The organism is Rothia amarae, from assembly GCF_014705945.2.
GTDB lineage: Bacteria > Actinomycetota > Actinomycetes > Actinomycetales > Micrococcaceae > Rothia > Rothia amarae.
The window spans coordinates 472,119-491,688 of record NZ_CP061538.1 but is presented as its reverse complement, the minus strand read 5'-3'; the positions used below and the strand labels follow the sequence as shown (position 1 = coordinate 491,688).

Sequence of the window (19,570 nt, the reverse complement as noted above, 5' to 3'; positions counted from 1 at the left end):
TTTCTAAGAGCTTCTACCGCATCTCCAACCTCGAAAAGATGGCATTCATTGGTTCGTCCTGACGGAAAACTCACACACGATCTCGATCCAATCGACCACGGCCCCAAAGACGAATGTGGTGTCTTTGGCGTTTGGGCACCGGGCGAAGACGTCGCAAAACTGACCTACTACGGTCTCTACGCTCTGCAGCACCGAGGTCAAGAATCCGCTGGTATTGCAACCAGCGATGGCAACCGCATTAGCGTGTACAAAGATATGGGTCTCGTTTCCCAGGTTTTTGATGAATCAACGCTCGCTCCGATGAAAGGGCATATGGCGGTTGGTCACTGCCGTTACTCCACCACCGGTGCTTCCCACTGGGCTAATGCGCAGCCTACTCTGGGCGATATTCCTTATGGCACGCTGGCGCTTGCTCACAACGGCAACATCACTAATTCTGCTGAACTCTACGACCGTCTGCTGGAACGCAACGGCGGCGACGCTCCGTTGCGTGGCGAGCTGGCGCAGGGTAACACTACCGACACCGCCTTGGTAACGGCACTTCTTGATAACAGCGATTTTGGTTCGCTCGAAGACGCCGTCCTCGATTTACTCCCCTCGCTTCAGGGCGCTTTCTGCCTCACTTTCATGGACGAGCACACCCTCTACGCCGCACGCGATCCGCAAGGGGTTCGCCCGCTGGTTCTCGGCCGTCTTGAACGCGGCTGGGTGGTGGCATCTGAAACTGCTGCGCTAGACATTGTGGGCGCATCGTTCGTCCGCGAAATTGAACCGGGCGAAATGATTATCATCGACCGCGAAGGTGGTCTCCGCTCACGCCGCTTTGCCGAAGCAAAGCCTGCCGGTTGCGTCTTCGAATACGTGTATCTGGCTCGCCCTGATACCACCATCAACGGACGCTCGGTCTATGAGTCTCGTGTGGAAATGGGTCGCCAGCTCGCCCGCGAACACCAAGTTGAGGCTGACCTTGTGATGCCTACCCCTGAATCCGGTGTGCCTGCAGCGATTGGCTACGCCGAAGAATCAGGTATTCCGTTTGGCAACGGTTTGGTGAAGAATGCCTACGTGGGGCGAACCTTTATTCAGCCCTCACAGACCATCCGCCAGCTCGGCATACGGCTCAAACTCAACCCGCTCAAATCAGTGGTCGAAGGCAAGCGCCTCATCGTCATTGACGATTCGATCGTTCGCGGCAACACCCAGCGCGCCCTGGTCCGTATGCTGCGCGAAGCCGGCGCTGCCGAAGTGCACGTTCGTATTTCATCGCCGCCCGTTAAGTGGCCTTGCTTCTACGGCATCGACTTTGCGTCCCGCTCCGAGCTCATTGCAAATGGGCTGGCAGCGGAAGAGATTTGCAATTCGCTCGGCGCTGATTCGCTGGGTTACATCTCTGAAGAGGGCATGATTGCCTCCACCAAGCAGGAACGCAAAAATCTGTGCACCGCCTGCTTCACCGGCAATTACCCTATTCCGATTCCCGAGCGAATCGGCAAGAATCTCTTTGACACCAAGGACGGCTCTGCGGGCCCGCTTTCTAGCTCCATTGCCGAGGTGACCGTTGAGCGCCCCGTCGCGCACAAGCCCGAACATGCCCACGCGGTTTCGGTAGAGACCCGCCCCGGCACCGAAGAGCTGGAAAATAAGTTAGCTACCGAGCCTAACACCACCGGTTCCTGCGAACCCGGCCCCGATTCTGATTTAGAGAACCTCGTTCTGCCCGAAGATAAAGAACCCGCAGATCAAGCAACCACTGAGAAGGACAACTCATGAGTGAAACCCCCAACCCAGTAACTTACGCCTCCGCAGGTGTGGACGTCGAAGCCGGCGACCGCGCGGTCGAACTCATGAAAGACGCCGTCAAAGCAACTCACGGCCCCGGAGTTGTGGGCGGAGTAGGTGGCTTTGCCGGTCTCTTCGATCTCTCTGTTCTCAAGGATTTCAAGAAGCCTTACTTGGCGACCTCTACTGACGGCGTCGGCACCAAAGTTGCTATTGCGCAGGCACTCGATATTCACCACACCATCGGTCAAGACCTGGTGGGTATGGTGGTCGATGACATCGTAGTTACCGGTGCTCGCCCTCTCTTTATGACCGACTACATCGCTACCGGCAAGGTAGTTCCCGAACGCGTCGCTGATATTGTGCGCGGTGTTGCAGAGGGTTGTTCGCTCGCTGGAACCGCTTTGGTAGGTGGCGAAACAGCCGAGCACCCCGGTCTTTTGGCGGAGAACGAATACGACGTCGCAGGTGCGGCAACCGGCATTGTTGAAGCCGACGAGTTACTCGGCCCAGATCGCGTTCGTGAGGGAGATGTTCTCATCGCGATGGCATCTTCAGGCATCCATTCCAACGGCTATTCGCTGGTGCGCAAGGTAATCAACGTGGCAGGCTGGGGTTTGGAGCGTCAGGTAGACGAGCTCGGTCGCACCTTGGGTGAAGAACTGTTGGAGCCAACCCGTATTTACACCGCAGACTGCCTTGATTTGATGGAGGCTTTCCCCGTCAACGGTGAAGATGGTCAGACCGGGTCCGGTATTCGTGGATTCTCCCACGTAACCGGTGGCGGATTGGCGGCTAACCTGGCGCGCGTCCTCCCGGTAGGAACTGTTGGTTTGGTTGATCGTTCCACGTGGGAAATTCCCGCGATTTTCCGTCTCGTCGAAGAGCTCGGCGGGGTGCCCCAGGCTGATCTGGAACGCACGCTGAACCTGGGTGTAGGCATGATTGCCGTGGTTGATCCTTCAGTTGCCGATGCCGCTGTTGCGCGCCTGAATGACCGAGGGCTTTCCTCGTGGATTCTGGGTACCGTGCAAAAGGACGACGGTTCGTACTCCTCGAACTCTGATTATGTTCAGGGCGCTAAGGGTGTTGACGGCGGCGCAGCGGTTCTGCTGAACCAGTACCGTTAGGATTTTACGTTCATATCGGCCCATCCCGTTGAGATGTAAGAAAGGGTCAACTTTTTCACGAAAAGTTGACCCTTTCTTGTACCTCAACGCTTTAGAGGCGGAGAGGCAAGATCGGGTTTCGTTTTCCGACCACCCCGCCAATTTGACTGTACCTAGCTAACATGCGCCCAAACCTACCCTACCGATGTCTGTCTCTGATACTTTTCGTGACCCCACGATTCCCAGGCTTTTGCCTCTGGGTTTCTCGTTTCGAAGGCGAGGGTCCCACCTTTCTTGAGACCTCGTGCTATATCCGCCAATGCATTGTGCCAGTCTTCACCCAAGATATGCATGACGGCGTTCCCACTCAGAATTGCAAAATCAAACCTGTTAGTCTCAATATTTTGAGAAGTTCCTATCCTCCATTCAATTCCGCTCTCTTGAGGGCGCTCTCGCGCAATATTGAGCATTGATTCGGATGGGTCTATACCCACGATTGACCGCCCCTGTTGCGCAAATGTCACAGTAAGAATTCCTGTGCCGCACCCTAAATCTAAAAGATTTTTAGCGCTCTCCTCATCCGCCAGTTCCCGGTAAAAGTCGTGGTCCGGCCCGTCAGGATTATCTTCGTCGTAGATTCGGGCAAGCAAATCTTCATAAGGCTGGGAATCTGTCATCCGGTCTCCTCTAGATTTGTTCAGTTATTCCCATTATGGCCGGTTATTTGGCCGCCACTCCCAAATGTTTCTGACCGTCGTAGCGTGTTTTGACCAGGTATACCTGGTCAAAACACGCTACGACGGTCATTTGTTTCTTCCAAGAAAGTATTTATTTCGCCCTGGCTAGGGAAAACCTCGCCGTAACCGTAGGATAAACCACATCCTACTTCTTCAGAAAGTGAAGTATTCCCCATGCTACGCCCCGGTCCCCGATATATGGTCTCGGTCTTATCTTTCGGTTTCTTCCTCATCGGAGGTCTCCTCACGTATTTTCAACTGCGTGCTGACTCATTTCCGCTGGCGGGCATTCTATTTCTGTGCGCCGGTATCGCGTTCACGTTTTTTGGCTTCAGGTTCTTGAAACAGAATAAGCAGGACACCGGTGGATCTTACGGTCAGCTGTCCATGCAGGGCGCATTTTCTAAAATTAATAAACCACTCTTTATCGTCACGATTCTGACGGCTATCCCCGGATTTATTCTGATTGGCGTCGCTCAAGGCATCAATAATCTGTTAGGGATTCTCGGTATGGTCCTTTTTATGATTGGGTTCGTGTGCCACGGAATTAACGTGGTTCGGGCGATGAGCCGGTAAGTTCCTGGCCCGCGCGTCGACGTCAAGTTTAGGCGCCCGCCCTGGCCCCGACCCATTACTGCTAGCTAAAGCGACGTTCTGCGCTCCATTTTTGCGCCCCAGAACGCCACTTTGACTGTACCTAGCTAACTTTCGCCCAAGCCTAACCCACTAACTCGCGACGTCGACGCGCGGGCGGCAGCTCCCCCTGCGAGGCTGCGACCGGGGCGCGGGTAGCAAAAGATGCATCCGGTCGTAAAGTTTCCAGTGCTGTCTCACGCTCGCCAAAAACCCATCGCTTCTGCGCCGCGAAACTCAGGGGAACCAGGGTAGCTTCAACCAGCACCTTGGCAACAATGAGTGGCAGACCAGCCCAGGTGAGAAGTTCCATCAGTCCAGCGTTGGTGGCAAGAATGCCCGCTGCCAGCACACCGTAGCGCACCAGGGACGTGCGGGTGGCAGGTGCCGCGCCGCCGTCGTGCAAAATCACCCGATTCAAGGCAAAGTTGCATAGAGCAGATACCAAACGCGCACAGATTACCGCTGGAATCACGTGTATTCCCAACGCTACGAAACTCAACAAAGCGACCGTATCGATAGCGAATCCAGCCAGTGAGGTAGCCAAGAACCCCAGCAGGGGAGCATAGATTTTTAAGGAATCGCGTACCGGCCGGAAATGGCTGGTGGGATTACCGGGCTCGTAAACTTTTGTAATCGCCACCTGCTCAATCAGCATGTCGGTGCGAGTGGCTCGCAGCAGCATGGTGAATTCATAGTCGTAGCGGTTTCCCGGAATCATATCGAGCCAGGGCAGCAGCTCGGGGGTAAAACCGCGCAAACCGGTCTGTGTATCAATTACTTTTTGCCCGGTAGCGAGTCTAAAGAATGCAACCGAAATGGCGTTGCCCCATCGAGAGCGCAAGGGCGCTCGGGCAGGCTCAGGTGCCAGTGGATCATCTACCGTGCGCACACCCAACACCATTGCTGAGAGACCCTGTTGAGCGCGTAACTCTGTTGCCACGCCCACCGCAAGGATGTCGGCGGCCAGGTGCTGGCCATCGGCATCGGCGGTAATGACGCACTGCCCCGCCCGGTTTTCCCGACACCAGATGAACCCCGCGCGCAGCGCCGCGCCTTTGCCGCTGTTTTCTGCCAGGGTAAGGATGCGAACCCGGTAGCTGAGGGCTTCGGCCACGCGGAAGATGGGGCTATATTTTTCGCCTGAGCCGTCGTCCACAATGAGTATCTCAATCCGCGACTGACTTGAGGAAACGCGAGAAATGAGTTTCTTGCACAGCTCGACGAGCGATTCGTCAGGGCGATAAGCAGGAATCAGGATAATCATGATGCCGCTCCTGCAATATAGAGAATGTCGCTGGTTCCGCGTTCTTCGCCCTTGCCCAGTGGATTATTGACGAGCGAGCCGTTGAAGAGCATATCGGTTGAGCCACCACCGTCGATGTTGTAAGCGGTGGTACAGCCGAGATCGATGAACATTTGGGCAAATTCGGTCATGGTGACGCCGCGGGAGTAACCTTCGGAACGCCCGTCTACTGCAAGAACCATCAGGTGGTTATCGCCGATGACGCCGATGCCCGTGCGAGGCTGCTCTCCCTGAATCGAGTGGTTGCCGAAGTTTGTATCCACTTCATAATCTTCGATACCGCTGGCAACTGCGCCGTCGCTTATCAGAGAGGGACCGAAGGAAAGAGTGTTCCAGACTCCTGCATCGACCAGGGTTTGAGCGTTTGTGGTGGTTTCGTCGTAGACCTTGACCGAGCCGTCGCGGTAGAAAGCGAGACCTTCGCGAGCGCTGGCGTCACGGTATACGACGCCGTTGCGGATGACGATTCCCGTTTCGCGGAAGCCGTAGTAGTCGCCGTTGATTGCCCAGATTGCGTTGTGTTCGGCGGCGATGGCGGTGGGTACGTCGATGATGTTCAAACCGAATTCGTTGTTGGCGAAAGCCGATTTGAGAAGGGTGGCATCGTCGAGTTTGATTTCGGCGGAGAATGCGGTGACGGTATCGCTACCTGAGCCGTTGACGATTTTGTTGATGGCTATGGAACCGTTATCTGCGGTAAGTCCGCTGTCTGTCACCGAGACGTTGGTGAGCTCGGTTGCTGCAGCTTTGGTGCTCCCTGAGGATGCCGTTGCGGCGGCTTCGTAGGCGGCGACGTCGGAGATTTCGGTGTGTTCGGCGAGGTAGCGGTTGTATGCCCAGCCACCACCCAGGCCTGCTGCGGCAAGTGCGCCGACTCCTCCGAAGAGGGCTGTGCGGCGGGTGGTTTTTTTCTGCCAGAAACCGCGGTTTTGGTCGACGGCGGTGGAGCCAGTGGCTGGTTGTTGCTGGGTAAGGGGTTCAGTGGGGTGCTGTTCGGTCTTTGTCATGGTTTAAGCATGTGGTGCGTTCCCATGTGCAGGATTTGCCAAACCTATGCCTCTCCTGTGATGAGGAAACCGGGTGCGAGCGCGCGAGCACACAAGAGGTTTCCGAATTGAAGGCTATGAGCGTAGCGAATGTAATACCGAGCGTAAGTGTTCAAGAAGTTTCCACTAGTTCTTAAAACAAAACAGCCCCGGCGCGTTGCCGAGGCTGTCTTGTGATGTGCTGATTGCCTACTATCCGGTTTCCCGGTTAGCGGCGGCGATCGGCGTAGTCGTCAGTGTACTTGTCTGCGTACGCTGAGTAGTCATCTTCGTCGTCATAGGTTGACGCCGGAGCTGCACTTGATGAATTTTTTTTGGCACTACTGAGCTCACGTTCAAGCGCAGTGTAGTCGGTCTCGGGGCTGTAGTACTTCATTTCCCGAGCCTGCCGTGTTGCTTTAGCCTTTTGACGGCCGCGCCCCATGGCGTGACCCCCTTTATCCGTCGGGTCCGCTTTTGGCTACCGTGCAGGCGCACTTAAGCCACCGGAATGCTTACAGTTTTCTTTTCTTAAGCGTACATGTTTTTAGCGTTATATGCAGATTGATATCCCGCTGGGCGAAAATTCATCTGAAGTTTTTTCTGGACGACGCCGAAAAGTGTAGGGGAAACTACACTCTTCGGCGTCGTGAATCACGTTCGGGCGGATATTTCGGTGCCGTCATTGGGCGGGAGGGTCTCACCACCGTCCCACTATCCGATACGGTGCGGAGTTACTGGGCGGTGACGCTTCCGGCGTCTTCACCGTTGACCTGCAAAGTGTAGGTCTGCCCGGCGGTGATTCCTTCGGTTGAGGCGAAGAATACCTGTGTTCCCTTGTCGGTGACTTTATAGGTAGCCACGGTCTTGCCTGAAGAATCCACCACGGTCACGGTGTCACCTTCTGAAGTGCTCAAATCGGTTGATTTGATATATCCCTGGCCGTCTGCGGCGGGCGCCACGAACATATCCGAGGTTCCACCAGCTAGAAGTGTTCCGCCCGTTAGAGTAAAGTCCCCGGCGGTATCAAAGACGCCATTGCCGCCTCGTGAGGGACCGTTGACAGTCAGAGTACCTCCGCTCATGGTGGCAGTACCGTTAGAGTCGAAGCCATCGCCTTCAGCAGTCACATTGATGGTGCCGCCGGTAACAGTAATGCTGGCGTCTTCAACGGTGTCCATGCCACCGCCACCGCCCATGTCACCGCCGGGTGCCTGACCGCCCATGTCACCTGAAGGCATCTGTCCCTGCTGCTGATCGGTAGTACTTGAATCGGTTGAAGTTGAGTCAGCCGAATCGGTTGAAGTCGAGTCAGTATCAGTATCGGGCACACTGGCGTTGACACCATCATCGTCTGATGCCACAGTGATTTCACCGCCGGCGAAAGTAATGTACTGCGCTTCAATACCTTCATTGGACTGGCTGATGGTTAGAGTTCCGCCGTCAATCTCAAGTTCCTTTTCAGCCTTGAAACCGTCATCGCCGGCAGAAATTTCTACGGTACCGCTCTGAAGACGAGTCCAGCCTCGCCCCTCTTCGTCCGAATTAGTGGCCTTGATGCCATCGCCTTCGGTAGCGGTAACCTTCACGGTGCCATCGAGAATATCTACATAGTCTTTACCCTTGATACCGCTGTTTTGAGCGGTTACATCAACGGTGCCTGAGGCAATAACGAGGCCGTCTTTGGAGGTAATACCATCATTGTAGTTGCCAGTGACGTTGAGTGTTCCCTCGCCAGCCAAGGTCAAATCTGACTTAGAGTAAATCGCTGCATCAGGGTCGTCCTCTCCCGTTGAGCTGTACTCGGAACCATCGCTAATAGTGTTGGTTGTTCCTGAATTGGAGTACAGCAGAACTTCGTTAGCGCTTTGAATATTGATTGTTGAACCGTCAGAATTCGTAATCGACGCGTTATCGAGAATCAAGCGAACCATATCTTCATCGCCTGCAGAAACTACAATCTGCCCGTCTTCAAGAGTGCCGGTGAGCTTATAGTTACCAGCGGTGGTAATGGTGATGACACCGTCCTTGACCGTCACACCATCGGTCGCTTCAGGATTAGAGAGATCGATGGTCTTGACCGAAGAATCGTCCCAGCTCAAATCGCCCTGGCTGAAATGGGTGTCGTAGGAGAGCGTGCTACTTGAGCTAGAGGAAGCAGATGAACTTGACGAAGCAGTGGAGCTTGCTGAGCTTGCGCTTACGCTCGTGGTAGAGGATGTGCTGGATGTTTCTTGAGCGGCGCAGCCCGAGAGCCCGATGATTCCTACAAAGGCGAGGGAAAGAGCTGACTTAGAGAATTTATTCTTGAGTTTCATGATGTTTTTGCTTTCGCTTGGAGTTGTTGGAGTAAATCTGGGGACGCTGATTAGGCGGCAAAATGAAGGCTGCGGGTTTTCTCGGTGGGGCTCAAATGGATGTTCCGACGAATCGTCCGCCGCCATTTGTTAGCGGGGAGCTGGGCGTTGAGAGCCGCCATTCCCGTAGCGAATTTGGAGATTTTTGTCGGTCTAATTCCTGCCTGCCACAGGTGTTTATCTGCTACCGAGGGGGCGGAGGAAGATTTAGTTTCGATAATCACCATCCCCTCCGCCACATAGTGCTCACCCACTTCAAAAGGTGTTGCCGGTGAGAGCGCCAGTTCGCTTAGCGGCGTCCAGGTCAAAGCGCAGTCAATGGTCATTCGGGAGTTCACCGGATTGTTTTCTGCCTCTGGCAGGAACACCGTGGTGCGGCGGTAGTTGGTAGCCAGTACCGGTTCAAAGTCGGTGACCGGGCATTCAAGCATGTCGCCCAGGGCTTCGTTCACGTATCTGCGCCCTTCGGTATTCAGACGAGCGCGATCAGCTATCTGATAAGGAATTCGTTCTTTGACCGTGACAGCTCGTGCGCCTTCGGTCTTGACTTCAAGAAAAGTATCTCCGGTATCGCAGTAGGTGCGTGTTCGGATTTTGAAGCGGTTGCGTCGCCCGTGGGCTGCTAGCCGGTAGCTTTGTAGCGCCGGGTTATCGAAGTACACCGAGTCGTAGGCGAAATCGCGTTTGCCATCCATCGTAAGCACCGCCGCCTGTGCGGGGAGCGTAGCCAGCACCTTCTGAGCCAGCTTCGCATCCACAATATATTTGCGGTCTACGCGAGTTTGCATGGCAGCCTGTGCATTGAGTTCTTCGAGGTTGATGGGGCGCCAGTGGGAGGGAACAATGGACGCCGGCGCCGCTTCATGTTGGTTCGCGAAGGTCAGGGGCTGAAGTTTGAGGGTGTTTTCATTCATGGTTTTCTCCTTAGCGATGTTGGGCAGGGGAGGTCAGAGTGGCGGTATTCGGGGTGAGGGGATGCTGGTCGGAGTAGAGCTCGGGATGATCGGGAGTATGAGGGACAGTTGCTTTACCTGCGTTGAATCGGATATCAGCTACCGTCTTATCGTTGATAAGGTCAAGTTCTAGAATGTTCACGGTTTCAATCACGTACCCCAGCTGATCTTGTAGGTAAGTGCGCAAGATATTTTCATCGCTGATGGCGCGGTCGACCGTCACGGTTTGCGAGCGGAGGTTTGCCATGACTTGAGGCGAATCCACGGCAAGCATCGCTATCAGTAGCACTGCCATCAGCGCTATAGCCAGGCCTACAGGCTCAAGACCGATTCCCGCAAGCAGACCTAGGGCGAGTGCGGCGAAGAAGTAGGCTACCTCGCGCTGGTCCAGCTCGGTGGAACGGAGCCTGATAATCGAAAGCACACCGAAAAGCCCCATTCCCATGCCTGCGCTGGTGGCGTCGGCGTTGGCGAGCGCGACCGTCACGGCAAAGACGCCCACGTTAATCACCAGGTATGAAACCACCAGGTCGCGACGGCGATGGCGGCGAACGTACATGGCGCAGAGAGCGAGGATGGCGGCTAGGTCAAGTGCGGCGAATGCCAGAGTGAGGTACATTTTCAGGTCTTTCGAATCATGGGGAATTTGCGTTATTTATAGATTCGTACCTGTAGCTATGTTTAAGCTGTGCTGGATGTAGGGCTAACTTAAGCGTTTAAAATATGTTGTAAGGAGTCGACGTCGAGATACTAGAAAAGTTCATCAGGTACCGTTTCGAGGCGGTATCTCATTCATCTTTCTGGTATCTCGCAGACCTGGAGCTATCTCAACCCGTGCCGTTGCCCCCCTCTGTTCGAGTGAGGGCAGTACCCTAAGGATTAGCTGTTCTCCAGCGCTTGAAGGTTTTTCTGCCTATGATCGTTATTATTTCTATCGTTCTCGCTCTGGCGGTTATCGCCGTGGTTGCTTCCCTCGAAAACCGGGTTCGGGTTACCGCGCCTATCCTGCTCGTTTTGAGAGGTACCCCAGAGAAAGCATTGCTGTCGGAAGAACCCTCAGCCGCAAGATTTTGAGTCGGTGTCTGAACGCTCTCAGCAGCGTCTTTTCCGCAAGCAGGAAAACATGATTAAGCGTATTCGACGGGTAGGAACCACGGTTCGCTACGAGATGGAGCGCCCGCTGACGTGGCAGCACTCGGTTATTTTGGTGCGGGCAGGTATGCGCGGTGCGTTTACCCTGGCTACGGTGCACACCCTTCCCGAAGGAACTCCGCAGCGTTCCTTACTGATTTTTATCGCCTTTCTCGTGGCGCTTCTTTCGCTGGTTATTCAGGGCAGTACTCTCAGCGCAGTGGTGAGCTGAGTCAAGACTAAGGGTGAAGACCCTGAACTGGTGCAGAAAGAAGCTGCGGCTTTGCTGGATGCACGCGAAATTGGCTCATTCTCTTTCGAAGCCCATTCGCATGAGTTGGAGCGGCTCGATGCTTTCGAAATTAGCTACAACCTTTCGTCCCCTGACCGTTAAAAGTTCAGGGCTCAGAGTGTAGAAAAAGCCGTTCACCATTTTTCGGTGAACGGCTTTTTTGTTCGGAGCTAGATCAGTTGAGCTAGCCCTGCTGCTACTTCAGTGCGCCAGAGGTAATCTGCACGGGTGTCCGCGCGTCCGGGGCCACCATTCATGACGCCGATGGGTTTGCCCTGCTTCTGCGCGTCTAGCACGAGCTTGTACCCGCTCATCACCGCTACCGAACTACCCACAATGAGCAGGGATTTCGAGTCAGCTTTCATCTCTGCGACTGCAGCCTTGCGTTCGGCGGGCACGTTTTCGCCGAAATACACCACATCAGGTTTCAAGCGGGTGGAACCGCAGTTCTCGCACCCTGCCATTTTAAAATCGCGAATGAAGGTGTCTGAAAGTTCGACGTCGCCGTCGGGGTTAACCTGCAGCTCTTCACCTTCTAACCGCGCAAGGTAGCCGGGGTTGATGGCGTCGATGCGGGTGTCCATATGAGCGCGGTTTTCTAGGTGCCTGCACATCAGGCAAATCACCCGGTCAAGATCACCGTGGATCGCCACGATATTTTTTGACCCTGCCCGTTGGTGCAAACCATCCACGTTTTGAGTCACGAGACCGGCTAGCGCGCCTCGCTCTTCAAATTTAGCCAGTAGGTAGTGAGCTGCGTTAGGTTCGGCGCGGCGCATATGCCGCCAGCCCACGAACGAGCGTGCCCAGTAGCGCTGGCGAGCGCCGTCGTCGTATCTAAATTCCTGATAGGTCATGGGGCGGTGTTTCTTGAGCGAACCGTTGGGACCGCGGTAGTCGGGAATTCCCGAACCGGTCGATACTCCCGCACCGGTGAGTACCAACACTCCCCCGGCATCCAACATTGCCGCGATACCCTCACGAGCAAAAACTGGATCGTGAGGTGTCGCCGTTTCACTGACCACCCGCTCAATCGAGCGAATTGCCGAACGGTGCGCCATCGCAATATCGGGGCGGGCAATACTTTCCGCATCAGAAACATACGAAGACGCGCGGGAGGATGATTCAAAGTTCACCCCTCTATTATTACAAGTCATAGCAAGGCAAACATCAGCAGGCATAGAATAAAGGAATGTTAAAGATTGCAGTTGCTGGCGCCACCGGCGCTATGGGAAAAGTTATTGTTGAAAAAGCTGAAGCAGCAGGTCATGATGTCGTCAAGATTTGCCGCTCCGAAGGCGTAGATTTGCTCGCTGGCGAGGGCATTCTGGAGCAGCTCGACGGCGTTGACGCTGTGATTGATGCTTCTCAGGTGGGCGATCCTGCTTCTGACGATCCGATTACCCCTATCCTCGACGGCGCTAAAAACCTTATCGACGCCGCAGAAAAAGCTGGCGTTCACCGCCTCGTGATGCTCTCCATTAACGGCGTAGAAAAGCCCCAGCTCCAGGAATTCCCCTTCTACAAGGCACGCTTCGAGCAGGAACAGCTCGTTCAGAAGGCGGAGCTCGAATCTGTCGTGGTTCGCTCGGTGCAGTGGTTTGAGTTTGTGCTCAATCCCGCTGGCTCCGAAGTTTCCGATGATGAGGTGAAGGCACAGAACTGGGCTATCCAGCCAGCCCCTATGGGCGCCGTCGCAGATTTCTTGGTAGAAGCCGCGGAAGGTAAACACGGGGAAGGGCTCATCACCGTTGCAGGCGGCGAACGCCTCACCTTGCCTGAGCTGACCGAGCGCTATCTCGCAGCTACGAACGATTCCCGCAAGGTCACCACCGTGGACGCCGTCCTGCCGGCGCTTGCCGATGGATCTCTCTACGCACCGGTCGACGCCATCATCCTCGAACCCACCCTCGAACAATGGTTGAGGCAGCAGTAATCTGCTTGGATTGAGTAAAAAGCTGAGCCTAGCAGTGTTACGCGCCCCAGCTCATCTCGTGGTGGAGTGCAGGGATAAATGCGCAGGCGAGTTATAAGAGGAGGACGCCCCCCTCAGCTCCCTCGGACTAAAAGTTCCGTAAGAGCCGACCGGGCGGCGTCCTCCTCTTAATGTTTGAGCTCAAGCGTTTGTCCCTGACGAAGCCGCAACCTAGCTAGAGCGAAATATCACATAGCTCAGCCAAGCAACATTACTCAGCCGTCACCGTCAGCCCATCGATAGCAACATCGGGGTTCACATCTACCTTTACGGTATCGCCATCGTGGATGGCGCCGGAGAGGATTCCTCGTGCCAGACGGTCGCCCACTTCGGTTTGCACCAGACGGCGCAACGGACGAGCACCGAAGGCGGGGTCGTAGCCAGCAAGTCCGAGCCATTCGCTAGCGGCATCTGTAACGTTCAAATTGATGCGGCGGGCGCCCAGGCGCTGTGCCATCGCGTCAATCTGAATGTCCACAATCTTAGAGAGATCCTGAGCCGAAAGAGGATCGAACATGATGATGTTGTCCAAACGGTTGAGGAACTCGGGCTTGAACGAAGCGTTGACTACGTTCATAACCGCCTGCTTCTTGGCGTCTTCTTCCATGTTCTGATCAACCAGGAACTGTGATCCCAGGTTAGAGGTAAGAATCAGGATGACGTTGCGGAAGTCTACGGTACGCCCCTGACCGTCGGTAAGGCGGCCATCATCGAGTACCTGCAAGAGGATGTCAAAGACGTCCGGGTGAGCCTTTTCCACCTCATCCAACAGCACTACGGAGTAGGGACGACGGCGGACCGCTTCGGTGAGCTGACCGCCCTGATCGTAACCAACGTATCCGGGAGGGGCACCCACCAGACGTGAGACACTGTGCTTTTCAGCAAATTCGCTCATGTCGATACGAATCAGTGCCTTTTCATCGTCGAATTGGAATTCGGCGAGTGATTTGGCGAGTTCGGTTTTGCCGACGCCGGTTGGGCCAAGGAAGAGGAAGGAACCAATCGGACGGTCGGGGTCAGAAATGCCTGCGCGTGAACGACGCACGGCATCGGCTACGGCGGTGACCGCCTGCTTCTGTCCGATGAGTCGCTTGCCCAGCTCGTCTTCCATGTTCAGCAGTTTCTCCGATTCGCCCTGTAGCATCTTGCCGGCGGGAATGCCCGTCCAAGCGGAGATAACCTCGGCAATGTCATCGGCGGTTACTTCTTCAGAAACCATCGATTCTTTTTCGGTGTGCTCTTCTTCAGCTTGCTGCGCTGCATGCAGTTCGCCTTCAAGGGCAGGAATTTCACCGTAAAGAATTCGTGAGGCTTCACCGAGATTACCTTCGCGCTGAGCAACCTCTGCCTGAGAGCGCAGTTCATCAATTTTGTTCTTGATGTCGCCGACTCGGTTGAGTCCTGCTTTTTCGGCTTCCCAACGTGCGTTGAGAGAGTCGAGTTCTTCTCGTTTGTCTGCCATTTCAGCACGAAGGTGTTCCAGGCGCTCTACTGAGGCTGGGTCGGTTTCGTTCTGAAGTGCCAGTTCTTCCATGGTCAAGCGGTCTACCTGGCGCCGGAGCATGTCAATTTCTTCGGGTGCCGAGTCGATTTCCATGCGTAGGCGCGAAGCAGCTTCGTCGATGAGGTCGATTGCCTTATCGGGAAGTTGACGCGAGGGAATGTAGCGGTGGGACAGCGTTGCCGCAGCGACCAAAGCCGAGTCTGCAATGGCTACTTTGTGGTGCGCTTCGTAGCGTTCTTTGAGTCCACGCAGAATACCGATGGTGTCTTCCACACTGGGTTCACCCACGTAGACCTGCTGGAAACGGCGTTCTAGAGCGGCGTCTTTCTCAATATTTTCACGGTATTCGTTGAGGGTGGTAGCGCCAATCAAACGCAACTCACCGCGCGCCAGCATGGGCTTGAGCATGTTTCCGGCATCCATCGAACCTTCGGAAGCGCCAGCACCGACGACGGTATGAATCTCGTCAATGAAGGTAATAATTTGGCCTTCGGACTTCTTGATTTCATCCAAAACAGCTTTGAGGCGCTCTTCGAACTCACCGCGGTATTTTGCACCGGCAACCATTGAGCCAAGATCCAAAGAAATCAGGGTTTTGCCGCGCAAAGATTCAGGAACGTCGCCCGAAACCATGCGCTGAGCAAGACCTTCTACCACAGCGGTCTTACCTACACCTGGTTCACCGATAAGAACGGGGTTGTTCTTGGTACGGCGAGAAAGTACCTGCACGACGCGACGGATTTCTGAGTCACGACCAATCACAGGGTCTAGTTTGCCCTCGCGAGCAATCTTGGTGAGGTCGGTACCAAATTTTTCAAGCGCTTGGAAAGTGCCTTCGGGGTCTGGAGTGTCCACGGTGCGATCTCCTCTTACCTGCGGAATGGTCTGAGCGATGACGTCGGCGCTAGCGCCGTTATCCGCCAGAGCTTTCGCTGTAGCGTCGTCGTTTGATGCAAGCCCGAGCAAAATCATTTCGGTGGAGATGAAAGTATCCCCGAATTGCTCTGCTTTGGTTTGAGCGGTTTGAATTGCACGCAGTGCGTTGCGGCTGAATTGTGCTTGCGCTACCGATGAGCCACTGCTCTTGGGCAGCTTGGCGATTTCATTGGAGGCAGCAACGGAGACGGCGTCGATGTCCACTCCTGCAGCTTTGAGTACAGCTACAGCCACGCCGTCGCGCTGATCCATGAGCGCTTTGAGTAAGTGGGCAGGTTCGATGCTGGGGTTCCCGGCGGTTTGCGCGTTCATGTTCGCGCTACTAATGATTTCTTGTGATTTAGTGGTGAATTTTTGTTCCATGAAAGCCTTCCTTTCGAGTTGAAGTTTTCTCTGTTAGAGACTGAGAAATACGGAATTTAGGCCCAAACCCTGCGTTTCTATTTATCTATTAACTTGAGTCTACTCCACTCAACTTATTAAGGCAAGAGTTTTTCACAGGATAAATTACAATAAATTTCCTGAAAACGGTCACCCGGAACGGCGTACGCGCGGGATAAAGCGAGGGGTCCACCAGGCCATCCAAAAAGCGCCCAGCATGCCTATTCCGCCAATCACCATAAGCGCCAACGAAATCGATCCATGTGTCATAACGACTGCAGATAAAGCAGGTGCCAGTAGCGCGCCCGTCGAGGCAATCGCCTGCCATCGTCCGAAAAATGTAGAACGTCCCCTCTGCGGGGCTATATCCATTCCCATCGTTTTAATAATTCCCGATCCTACTCCGTTTCCTAGACCAATAGTCATCGAAAAAATGGCATACCAGGCAAGAGTCGCATTAAGAGGTAGGACCATCATGCTTAAGCCCATCGAAACTAATGCAGTCACGATAACAGGCATGCGCCCCCATTTATCCAGAACAATTCCTGCAGGCCAGAAAAGGATCAGTTCCATAGCAGAAGCTAGCCCCAGTACCAAGACAAGGGTGGAATCAGCTAAATCAATCCCCGTTTTCCCCCAGAGTTGAACGAGGGTGCTCTGGGAGGTTCTAAGCATTGCAAGTACCATGATGCCCGCCCCTAAAAATATAAAGGGTTTCCACACACTGGTAGGTGCTATCTCATTGTCGAGCGTCTGACCAGTAGCTTTTACATCTTGCACTTCAACTTTGTTCGCAAGCGGAGATAAACGCACCAAAATACCTGAAGCCAATAAGATAATGACACCAGCAATGGGCAATAACCACTCGGGGGAAAAGAAAAGAAGAAAAGGCGCTGCAAACAGGGGTCCAAATACTCTGCCAATACGCTGGCACGCTCCATAGAGGTTAGTTGCCCTACCCCGCAAGTCCGCCGGAGCAAGGTCGGATACCATCCCTTGGCGGGCAATTGCCCAGACCGCATCAACCACGTCGAAAAAGACGAGCGCTCCCAGAAAGATCCAAAGAGCATGCTCGTTACTCCAATAGATAAATCCGCAGGCGATTGAAAGAATTGCAGCACCAGAGATACTGACCCCAGCAACCGCACGTTTTTCACCGAATCGCTGGACGATGAATCCAGCAACCAGCGAGGAAAGAATAGCGATGGCTCCCAAAACGGTAATGAGAGTGGCAACGCCAGCTTCATTTAATCCGAGCTTAAGAGCCAGTAGAACCTGAACTGCCACCACAATAGAGCCACCTGCCGCATACACCAGCGTGGGCAGATAAATCGGAATAATAAGCGGCTTCAACCGGGCAAGCACAGATTCATTGTGACTCATAGACGCAAGCTCCCCGTTTATTCCATCTCATCCAAAAATTCATACTCGCTGTATTGCCGGGCAATGAGCTCTTCGTCTTCTTCACTCACTCCTGCTGCACGTTTACGCGAGCGCCTGTTCTCACCCCACGCCACAAAAAATACAGAGAATGCTGCCACGAACGTCAAAATTCCTGAAGTATTGCCAAACCCTGCCGAGAGTCCAATAAAGTCTTCACCCAAAATTTTCGACGCCGCAGAAACGGTCTTACCATCCACCACGTCTGGGCAGAGCATTCCAAAAATGAAAGCAATTGCCCAGGTCACCAGTTGCAGAACCGCTAACGTCGACGTCGTCCCCGCCGATCCTTCGTACCGCTTGGCGTCGTGCCACATCCACCATGCAGCAACCCCCAAGATAGCCAAAAGCGCCGGACCAAAGCTGATGGCAAAAATACCCACCAGCGAACCGCCGGCGCCAAACAAAGCTCGTCCGGCAGTAATCCACAGGGCGCACAGCAAGGCGCCGGGTACTGCGGCCCAGAGCATCAGGCGCTGAAAAGCGGACGATGGACGGTGCAAAATCTGTTCAGATGACTGGTTATCCACACTGTAATAGTAGGTCATTGCCCCCTAAAGATTCAGTTCAGGATAGGCTGGAATTATGAGTAAAAATGAGAGCACATCGAACTACCCTGCAGCTATTCTCTTTGACCACGACGGCACCCTAGTGGACACCGAACCCCTCTGGGAAGCAGCCAAGCAGCGCATTGCAGCTGAGCACAATGCCACGTGGACTTCTGAAGACACCCTGGCGGTGTTGGGTTATTCGATTCGCAAGACTCTTGAACAGCTCCAAAAGGTAGGAGTGGATTTGCCCCTGCCTGAGATTGAGAAGAAACTCATCACCTACATGATGGAGGAATTTTCACGAAGCTCTTACGATTTCCTCCCTGGCATTCGCCCGCTACTCGATGAGATTCATCAGGCAGGAATTCCCATGGGTATTGTCACCAACGCGACGACGGCGGTTGCCCAGCGCACGTCCGAACTCGCGCCCGGTTATTTCACCGCTTTGATTGGCGACCAACAAACGACTCACCCGAAACCTAACCCCGAACCATACTTATTGGGAGCCAAGAAGCTCGGCGTTGATCCAACCCAGTGTGTAGCTGTTGAGGATTCCCCCTCCGGCGTGCAAAGCGCACTAGCAGCAGGAATGAAGGTCATTGTGGTTCCCGGTGAAGTGCCCGTACCGGAAGATTTAGGGCATGCTCGAATGCAACATGAAGAGCTCACACTAGCCAAAATCCTTAATATGAATAATTCAAAATAATCTTGACTTTGGGGATGCGCTTACTAAAATGGTAAGTGAACGCAGGTTCCAAGATATTACTGCGTATGTGTAATAATTCCCGAGCTCAGAAAAGGATTGAACATGCCTGCAACCAATGCACCTTATACCGTTCCTGGACTTACTGAAGCGACCGGTCATCAAGTAGGTGAACTGCTTCAAATGCGCCTGCACGCGCTCAATGACCTTCAGCTCACCCTGAAGCATGCTCATTGGAACGTCGTCGGCCCCTCTTTCATCGGTGTACACGAAATGCTTGACCCTCAGATTGAGCTAGTCCGCGGCTTTGCCGATGAAGTCGCAGAACGCATGGCAACCCTGGGTGTATCCCCGGTGGGCACTCCCGGCGATTTAGTAGCTAAACGCTCCTGGGAAGACTACTCGGTAGGCCGCGCAGACACCACCGTACATCTAGAAGCTATCAACAAGGTTTACGACGGCGTCATTGAGGATCACCGCGCCGCTATTGCAAAAGCGGGAGAACTCGACCCCGTAACCGAGGATTTGCTCATTGGACAGACTGCCGAGCTTGAAAAGTTCCAGTGGTTTGTACGTGCGCATCTTGAAAATTCAAAGGGTGACATCAAGTAAGCGTCGTCGCTTATACCCATCCTATTTTCTCAATCTGCCCCGATTTCCCGGGGCAGATTATTTTTTGTCCCCTAAACCACCTAATAAAACCTCGATTTGGGGTAACCTGAATCGGTACCCATCAGCTTCGACTCCCCCGAAAGCCC

The 19,570-nt window shown here is 54.2% G+C and carries 21 protein-coding genes; 9 read left to right on the top strand and 12 right to left on the bottom strand.

The features are described 5' to 3' along the window. Window positions 1-48 precede the first annotated feature (48 nt). Both purF and purM read left to right on the top strand, forming a co-directional pair. Window positions 49-1,770: an amidophosphoribosyltransferase gene (purF, locus tag IDM48_RS02345; RefSeq protein WP_190617875.1), complete on the top strand. Its 1,722-nt coding sequence runs from the start codon at window positions 49-51 to the stop codon at window positions 1,768-1,770. Continuing rightward, window positions 1,767-2,909, top strand: a complete 1,143-nt coding sequence (gene purM / locus IDM48_RS02340; RefSeq protein WP_190617873.1) for a phosphoribosylformylglycinamidine cyclo-ligase — start codon at window positions 1,767-1,769, stop codon at window positions 2,907-2,909. Before purF ends, purM begins: the two co-directional genes overlap by 4 nt. A 173-nt stretch (window positions 2,910-3,082) precedes the next feature. On the opposite strand, the gene IDM48_RS02335 is transcribed toward purM, so the two are convergent. Beyond that, window positions 3,083-3,565: a class I SAM-dependent methyltransferase gene (locus IDM48_RS02335; RefSeq protein ID WP_190617871.1), complete on the bottom strand. Its 483-nt coding sequence runs from the start codon at window positions 3,563-3,565 to the stop codon at window positions 3,083-3,085. A 107-nt stretch (window positions 3,566-3,672) separates the two neighbouring features. Beyond that, window positions 3,673-3,858: a hypothetical protein gene (locus tag IDM48_RS02330; protein ID WP_190617870.1), complete on the bottom strand. Its 186-nt coding sequence runs from the start codon at window positions 3,856-3,858 to the stop codon at window positions 3,673-3,675. A 106-nt stretch (window positions 3,859-3,964) separates the two neighbouring features. Between IDM48_RS02330 and IDM48_RS02325 the strand changes: the two genes are divergently transcribed. Next, a complete protein-coding gene (locus IDM48_RS02325) occupies window positions 3,965-4,201 on the top strand; it encodes a hypothetical protein (protein ID WP_190617868.1) in 237 nt (78 codons plus the stop codon). 142 nt (window positions 4,202-4,343) lie between these two features. Here the strand turns inward: IDM48_RS02325 and IDM48_RS02320 are convergent, their stop codons facing one another. The 6 genes from IDM48_RS02320 to IDM48_RS02295 all read right to left on the bottom strand — a co-directional run bounded on the left by IDM48_RS02320 (window position 4,344) and on the right by IDM48_RS02295 (window position 10,518). Then, window positions 4,344-5,525 carry a bifunctional glycosyltransferase family 2/GtrA family protein gene (locus IDM48_RS02320; RefSeq protein ID WP_190617866.1) on the bottom strand — a complete coding sequence of 394 codons (1,182 nt, stop codon included), beginning with the start codon at window positions 5,523-5,525 and terminating at the stop codon, window positions 4,344-4,346. Beyond that, window positions 5,522-6,571 carry a phosphodiester glycosidase family protein gene (locus tag IDM48_RS02315; RefSeq protein WP_190617864.1) on the bottom strand — a complete coding sequence of 350 codons (1,050 nt, stop codon included), beginning with the start codon at window positions 6,569-6,571 and terminating at the stop codon, window positions 5,522-5,524. Before IDM48_RS02315 ends, IDM48_RS02320 begins: the two co-directional genes overlap by 4 nt. A 247-nt stretch (window positions 6,572-6,818) precedes the next feature. Then, entirely contained in the window at window positions 6,819-7,034 is a 216-nt protein-coding gene (locus tag IDM48_RS02310) for a DUF3073 domain-containing protein (RefSeq protein ID WP_068169103.1), read from the bottom strand. Window positions 7,035-7,323: 289 nt separating this feature from the next. Continuing rightward, window positions 7,324-8,907 (bottom strand): carbohydrate-binding domain-containing protein, encoded by a 1,584-nt coding sequence (locus IDM48_RS02305; protein WP_190617862.1) that lies wholly within the window; start codon window positions 8,905-8,907, stop codon window positions 7,324-7,326. Between the two features lie 50 nt (window positions 8,908-8,957). Next, window positions 8,958-9,860 carry a polyphosphate polymerase domain-containing protein gene (locus IDM48_RS02300; RefSeq protein WP_083147146.1) on the bottom strand — a complete coding sequence of 301 codons (903 nt, stop codon included), beginning with the start codon at window positions 9,858-9,860 and terminating at the stop codon, window positions 8,958-8,960. 10 nt (window positions 9,861-9,870) lie between these two features. After that, window positions 9,871-10,518: a DUF4956 domain-containing protein gene (locus IDM48_RS02295; protein WP_068169098.1), complete on the bottom strand. Its 648-nt coding sequence runs from the start codon at window positions 10,516-10,518 to the stop codon at window positions 9,871-9,873. Between the two features lie 296 nt (window positions 10,519-10,814). Between IDM48_RS02295 and IDM48_RS02290 the strand changes: the two genes are divergently transcribed. From IDM48_RS02290 to IDM48_RS11720, 3 genes are read left to right on the top strand one after another with little or no spacing between them, the layout of a single operon-like run. Then, window positions 10,815-10,973 carry a hypothetical protein gene (locus IDM48_RS02290; protein ID WP_158004387.1) on the top strand — a complete coding sequence of 53 codons (159 nt, stop codon included), beginning with the start codon at window positions 10,815-10,817 and terminating at the stop codon, window positions 10,971-10,973. Window positions 10,974-10,977: 4 nt separating this feature from the next. Then, the gene (locus tag IDM48_RS02285) at window positions 10,978-11,262 is read left to right on the top strand and encodes a cation:proton antiporter domain-containing protein (RefSeq protein ID WP_068169095.1); all 285 of its coding nucleotides are present in this window, start codon (window positions 10,978-10,980) and stop codon (window positions 11,260-11,262) included. Window positions 11,263-11,292: 30 nt separating this feature from the next. After that, complete coding sequence (locus IDM48_RS11720; RefSeq protein ID WP_274382300.1) at window positions 11,293-11,424, top strand: hypothetical protein; 132 nt, start codon at window positions 11,293-11,295, stop codon at window positions 11,422-11,424. Between the two features lie 68 nt (window positions 11,425-11,492). Here the strand turns inward: IDM48_RS11720 and IDM48_RS02280 are convergent, their stop codons facing one another. Continuing rightward, window positions 11,493-12,383 carry a Sir2 family NAD-dependent protein deacetylase gene (locus tag IDM48_RS02280; protein WP_198924116.1) on the bottom strand — a complete coding sequence of 297 codons (891 nt, stop codon included), beginning with the start codon at window positions 12,381-12,383 and terminating at the stop codon, window positions 11,493-11,495. A 131-nt stretch (window positions 12,384-12,514) separates the two neighbouring features. On the opposite strand from IDM48_RS02280, the gene IDM48_RS02275 reads away from it, so the two are divergent. After that, window positions 12,515-13,258: an SDR family oxidoreductase gene (locus IDM48_RS02275; RefSeq protein ID WP_068169089.1), complete on the top strand. Its 744-nt coding sequence runs from the start codon at window positions 12,515-12,517 to the stop codon at window positions 13,256-13,258. 250 nt (window positions 13,259-13,508) lie between these two features. Here the strand turns inward: IDM48_RS02275 and clpB are convergent, their stop codons facing one another. The 3 genes from clpB to IDM48_RS02260 all read right to left on the bottom strand — a co-directional run bounded on the left by clpB (window position 13,509) and on the right by IDM48_RS02260 (window position 18,106). After that, entirely contained in the window at window positions 13,509-16,100 is a 2,592-nt protein-coding gene (gene clpB, locus IDM48_RS02270; RefSeq protein ID WP_151145289.1) for an ATP-dependent chaperone ClpB, read from the bottom strand. 168 nt (window positions 16,101-16,268) lie between these two features. Next, the gene (locus IDM48_RS02265) at window positions 16,269-17,501 is read right to left on the bottom strand and encodes an MFS transporter (RefSeq protein WP_151145286.1); all 1,233 of its coding nucleotides are present in this window, start codon (window positions 17,499-17,501) and stop codon (window positions 16,269-16,271) included. Window positions 17,502-17,518: 17 nt separating this feature from the next. Next, on the bottom strand, window positions 17,519-18,106 hold the full coding sequence (locus tag IDM48_RS02260; RefSeq protein WP_151145283.1) for a hypothetical protein: 588 nt from the start codon (window positions 18,104-18,106) through the stop codon (window positions 17,519-17,521). 37 nt (window positions 18,107-18,143) lie between these two features. Between IDM48_RS02260 and IDM48_RS02255 the strand changes: the two genes are divergently transcribed. Further along, window positions 18,144-18,815, top strand: a complete 672-nt coding sequence (locus IDM48_RS02255; protein ID WP_068169080.1) for an HAD family hydrolase — start codon at window positions 18,144-18,146, stop codon at window positions 18,813-18,815. A gap of 102 nt (window positions 18,816-18,917) precedes the next feature. After that, on the top strand, window positions 18,918-19,424 hold the full coding sequence (locus tag IDM48_RS02250; RefSeq protein ID WP_068169077.1) for a Dps family protein: 507 nt from the start codon (window positions 18,918-18,920) through the stop codon (window positions 19,422-19,424). Window positions 19,425-19,570: the final 146 nt, after the last annotated feature.

Bases quoted from the DNA above. Each gene is read 5' to 3' on its own strand.
- purM (WP_190617873.1), top strand. From the start codon at position 1,767: ATGAGTGAAACCCCCAACCCAGTAACTTACGCCTCCGCAGGTGTGGAC.
- IDM48_RS02335 (WP_190617871.1), bottom strand. From the start codon at position 3,565: ATGACAGATTCCCAGCCTTATGAAGATTTGCTTGCCCGAATCTACGAC.
- IDM48_RS02330 (WP_190617870.1), bottom strand. From the start codon at position 3,858: ATGAGGAAGAAACCGAAAGATAAGACCGAGACCATATATCGGGGACCG.
- IDM48_RS02320 (WP_190617866.1), bottom strand. From the start codon at position 5,525: ATGATTATCCTGATTCCTGCTTATCGCCCTGACGAATCGCTCGTCGAG.
- IDM48_RS02315 (WP_190617864.1), bottom strand. From the start codon at position 6,571: ATGACAAAGACCGAACAGCACCCCACTGAACCCCTTACCCAGCAACAA.
- IDM48_RS02310 (WP_068169103.1), bottom strand. From the start codon at position 7,034: ATGGGGCGCGGCCGTCAAAAGGCTAAAGCAACACGGCAGGCTCGGGAA.
- IDM48_RS02305 (WP_190617862.1), bottom strand. From the start codon at position 8,907: ATGAAACTCAAGAATAAATTCTCTAAGTCAGCTCTTTCCCTCGCCTTT.
- IDM48_RS02300 (WP_083147146.1), bottom strand. From the start codon at position 9,860: ATGAATGAAAACACCCTCAAACTTCAGCCCCTGACCTTCGCGAACCAA.
- IDM48_RS02295 (WP_068169098.1), bottom strand. From the start codon at position 10,518: ATGTACCTCACTCTGGCATTCGCCGCACTTGACCTAGCCGCCATCCTC.
- IDM48_RS02290 (WP_158004387.1), top strand. From the start codon at position 10,815: ATGATCGTTATTATTTCTATCGTTCTCGCTCTGGCGGTTATCGCCGTG.
- IDM48_RS02280 (WP_198924116.1), bottom strand. From the start codon at position 12,383: ATGGCGCACCGTTCGGCAATTCGCTCGATTGAGCGGGTGGTCAGTGAA.
- IDM48_RS02275 (WP_068169089.1), top strand. From the start codon at position 12,515: ATGTTAAAGATTGCAGTTGCTGGCGCCACCGGCGCTATGGGAAAAGTT.
- clpB (WP_151145289.1), bottom strand. From the start codon at position 16,100: ATGGAACAAAAATTCACCACTAAATCACAAGAAATCATTAGTAGCGCG.
- IDM48_RS02265 (WP_151145286.1), bottom strand. From the start codon at position 17,501: ATGAGTCACAATGAATCTGTGCTTGCCCGGTTGAAGCCGCTTATTATT.
- IDM48_RS02260 (WP_151145283.1), bottom strand. From the start codon at position 18,106: ATGACCTACTATTACAGTGTGGATAACCAGTCATCTGAACAGATTTTG.
- IDM48_RS02255 (WP_068169080.1), top strand. From the start codon at position 18,144: ATGAGTAAAAATGAGAGCACATCGAACTACCCTGCAGCTATTCTCTTT.
- IDM48_RS02250 (WP_068169077.1), top strand. From the start codon at position 18,918: ATGCCTGCAACCAATGCACCTTATACCGTTCCTGGACTTACTGAAGCG.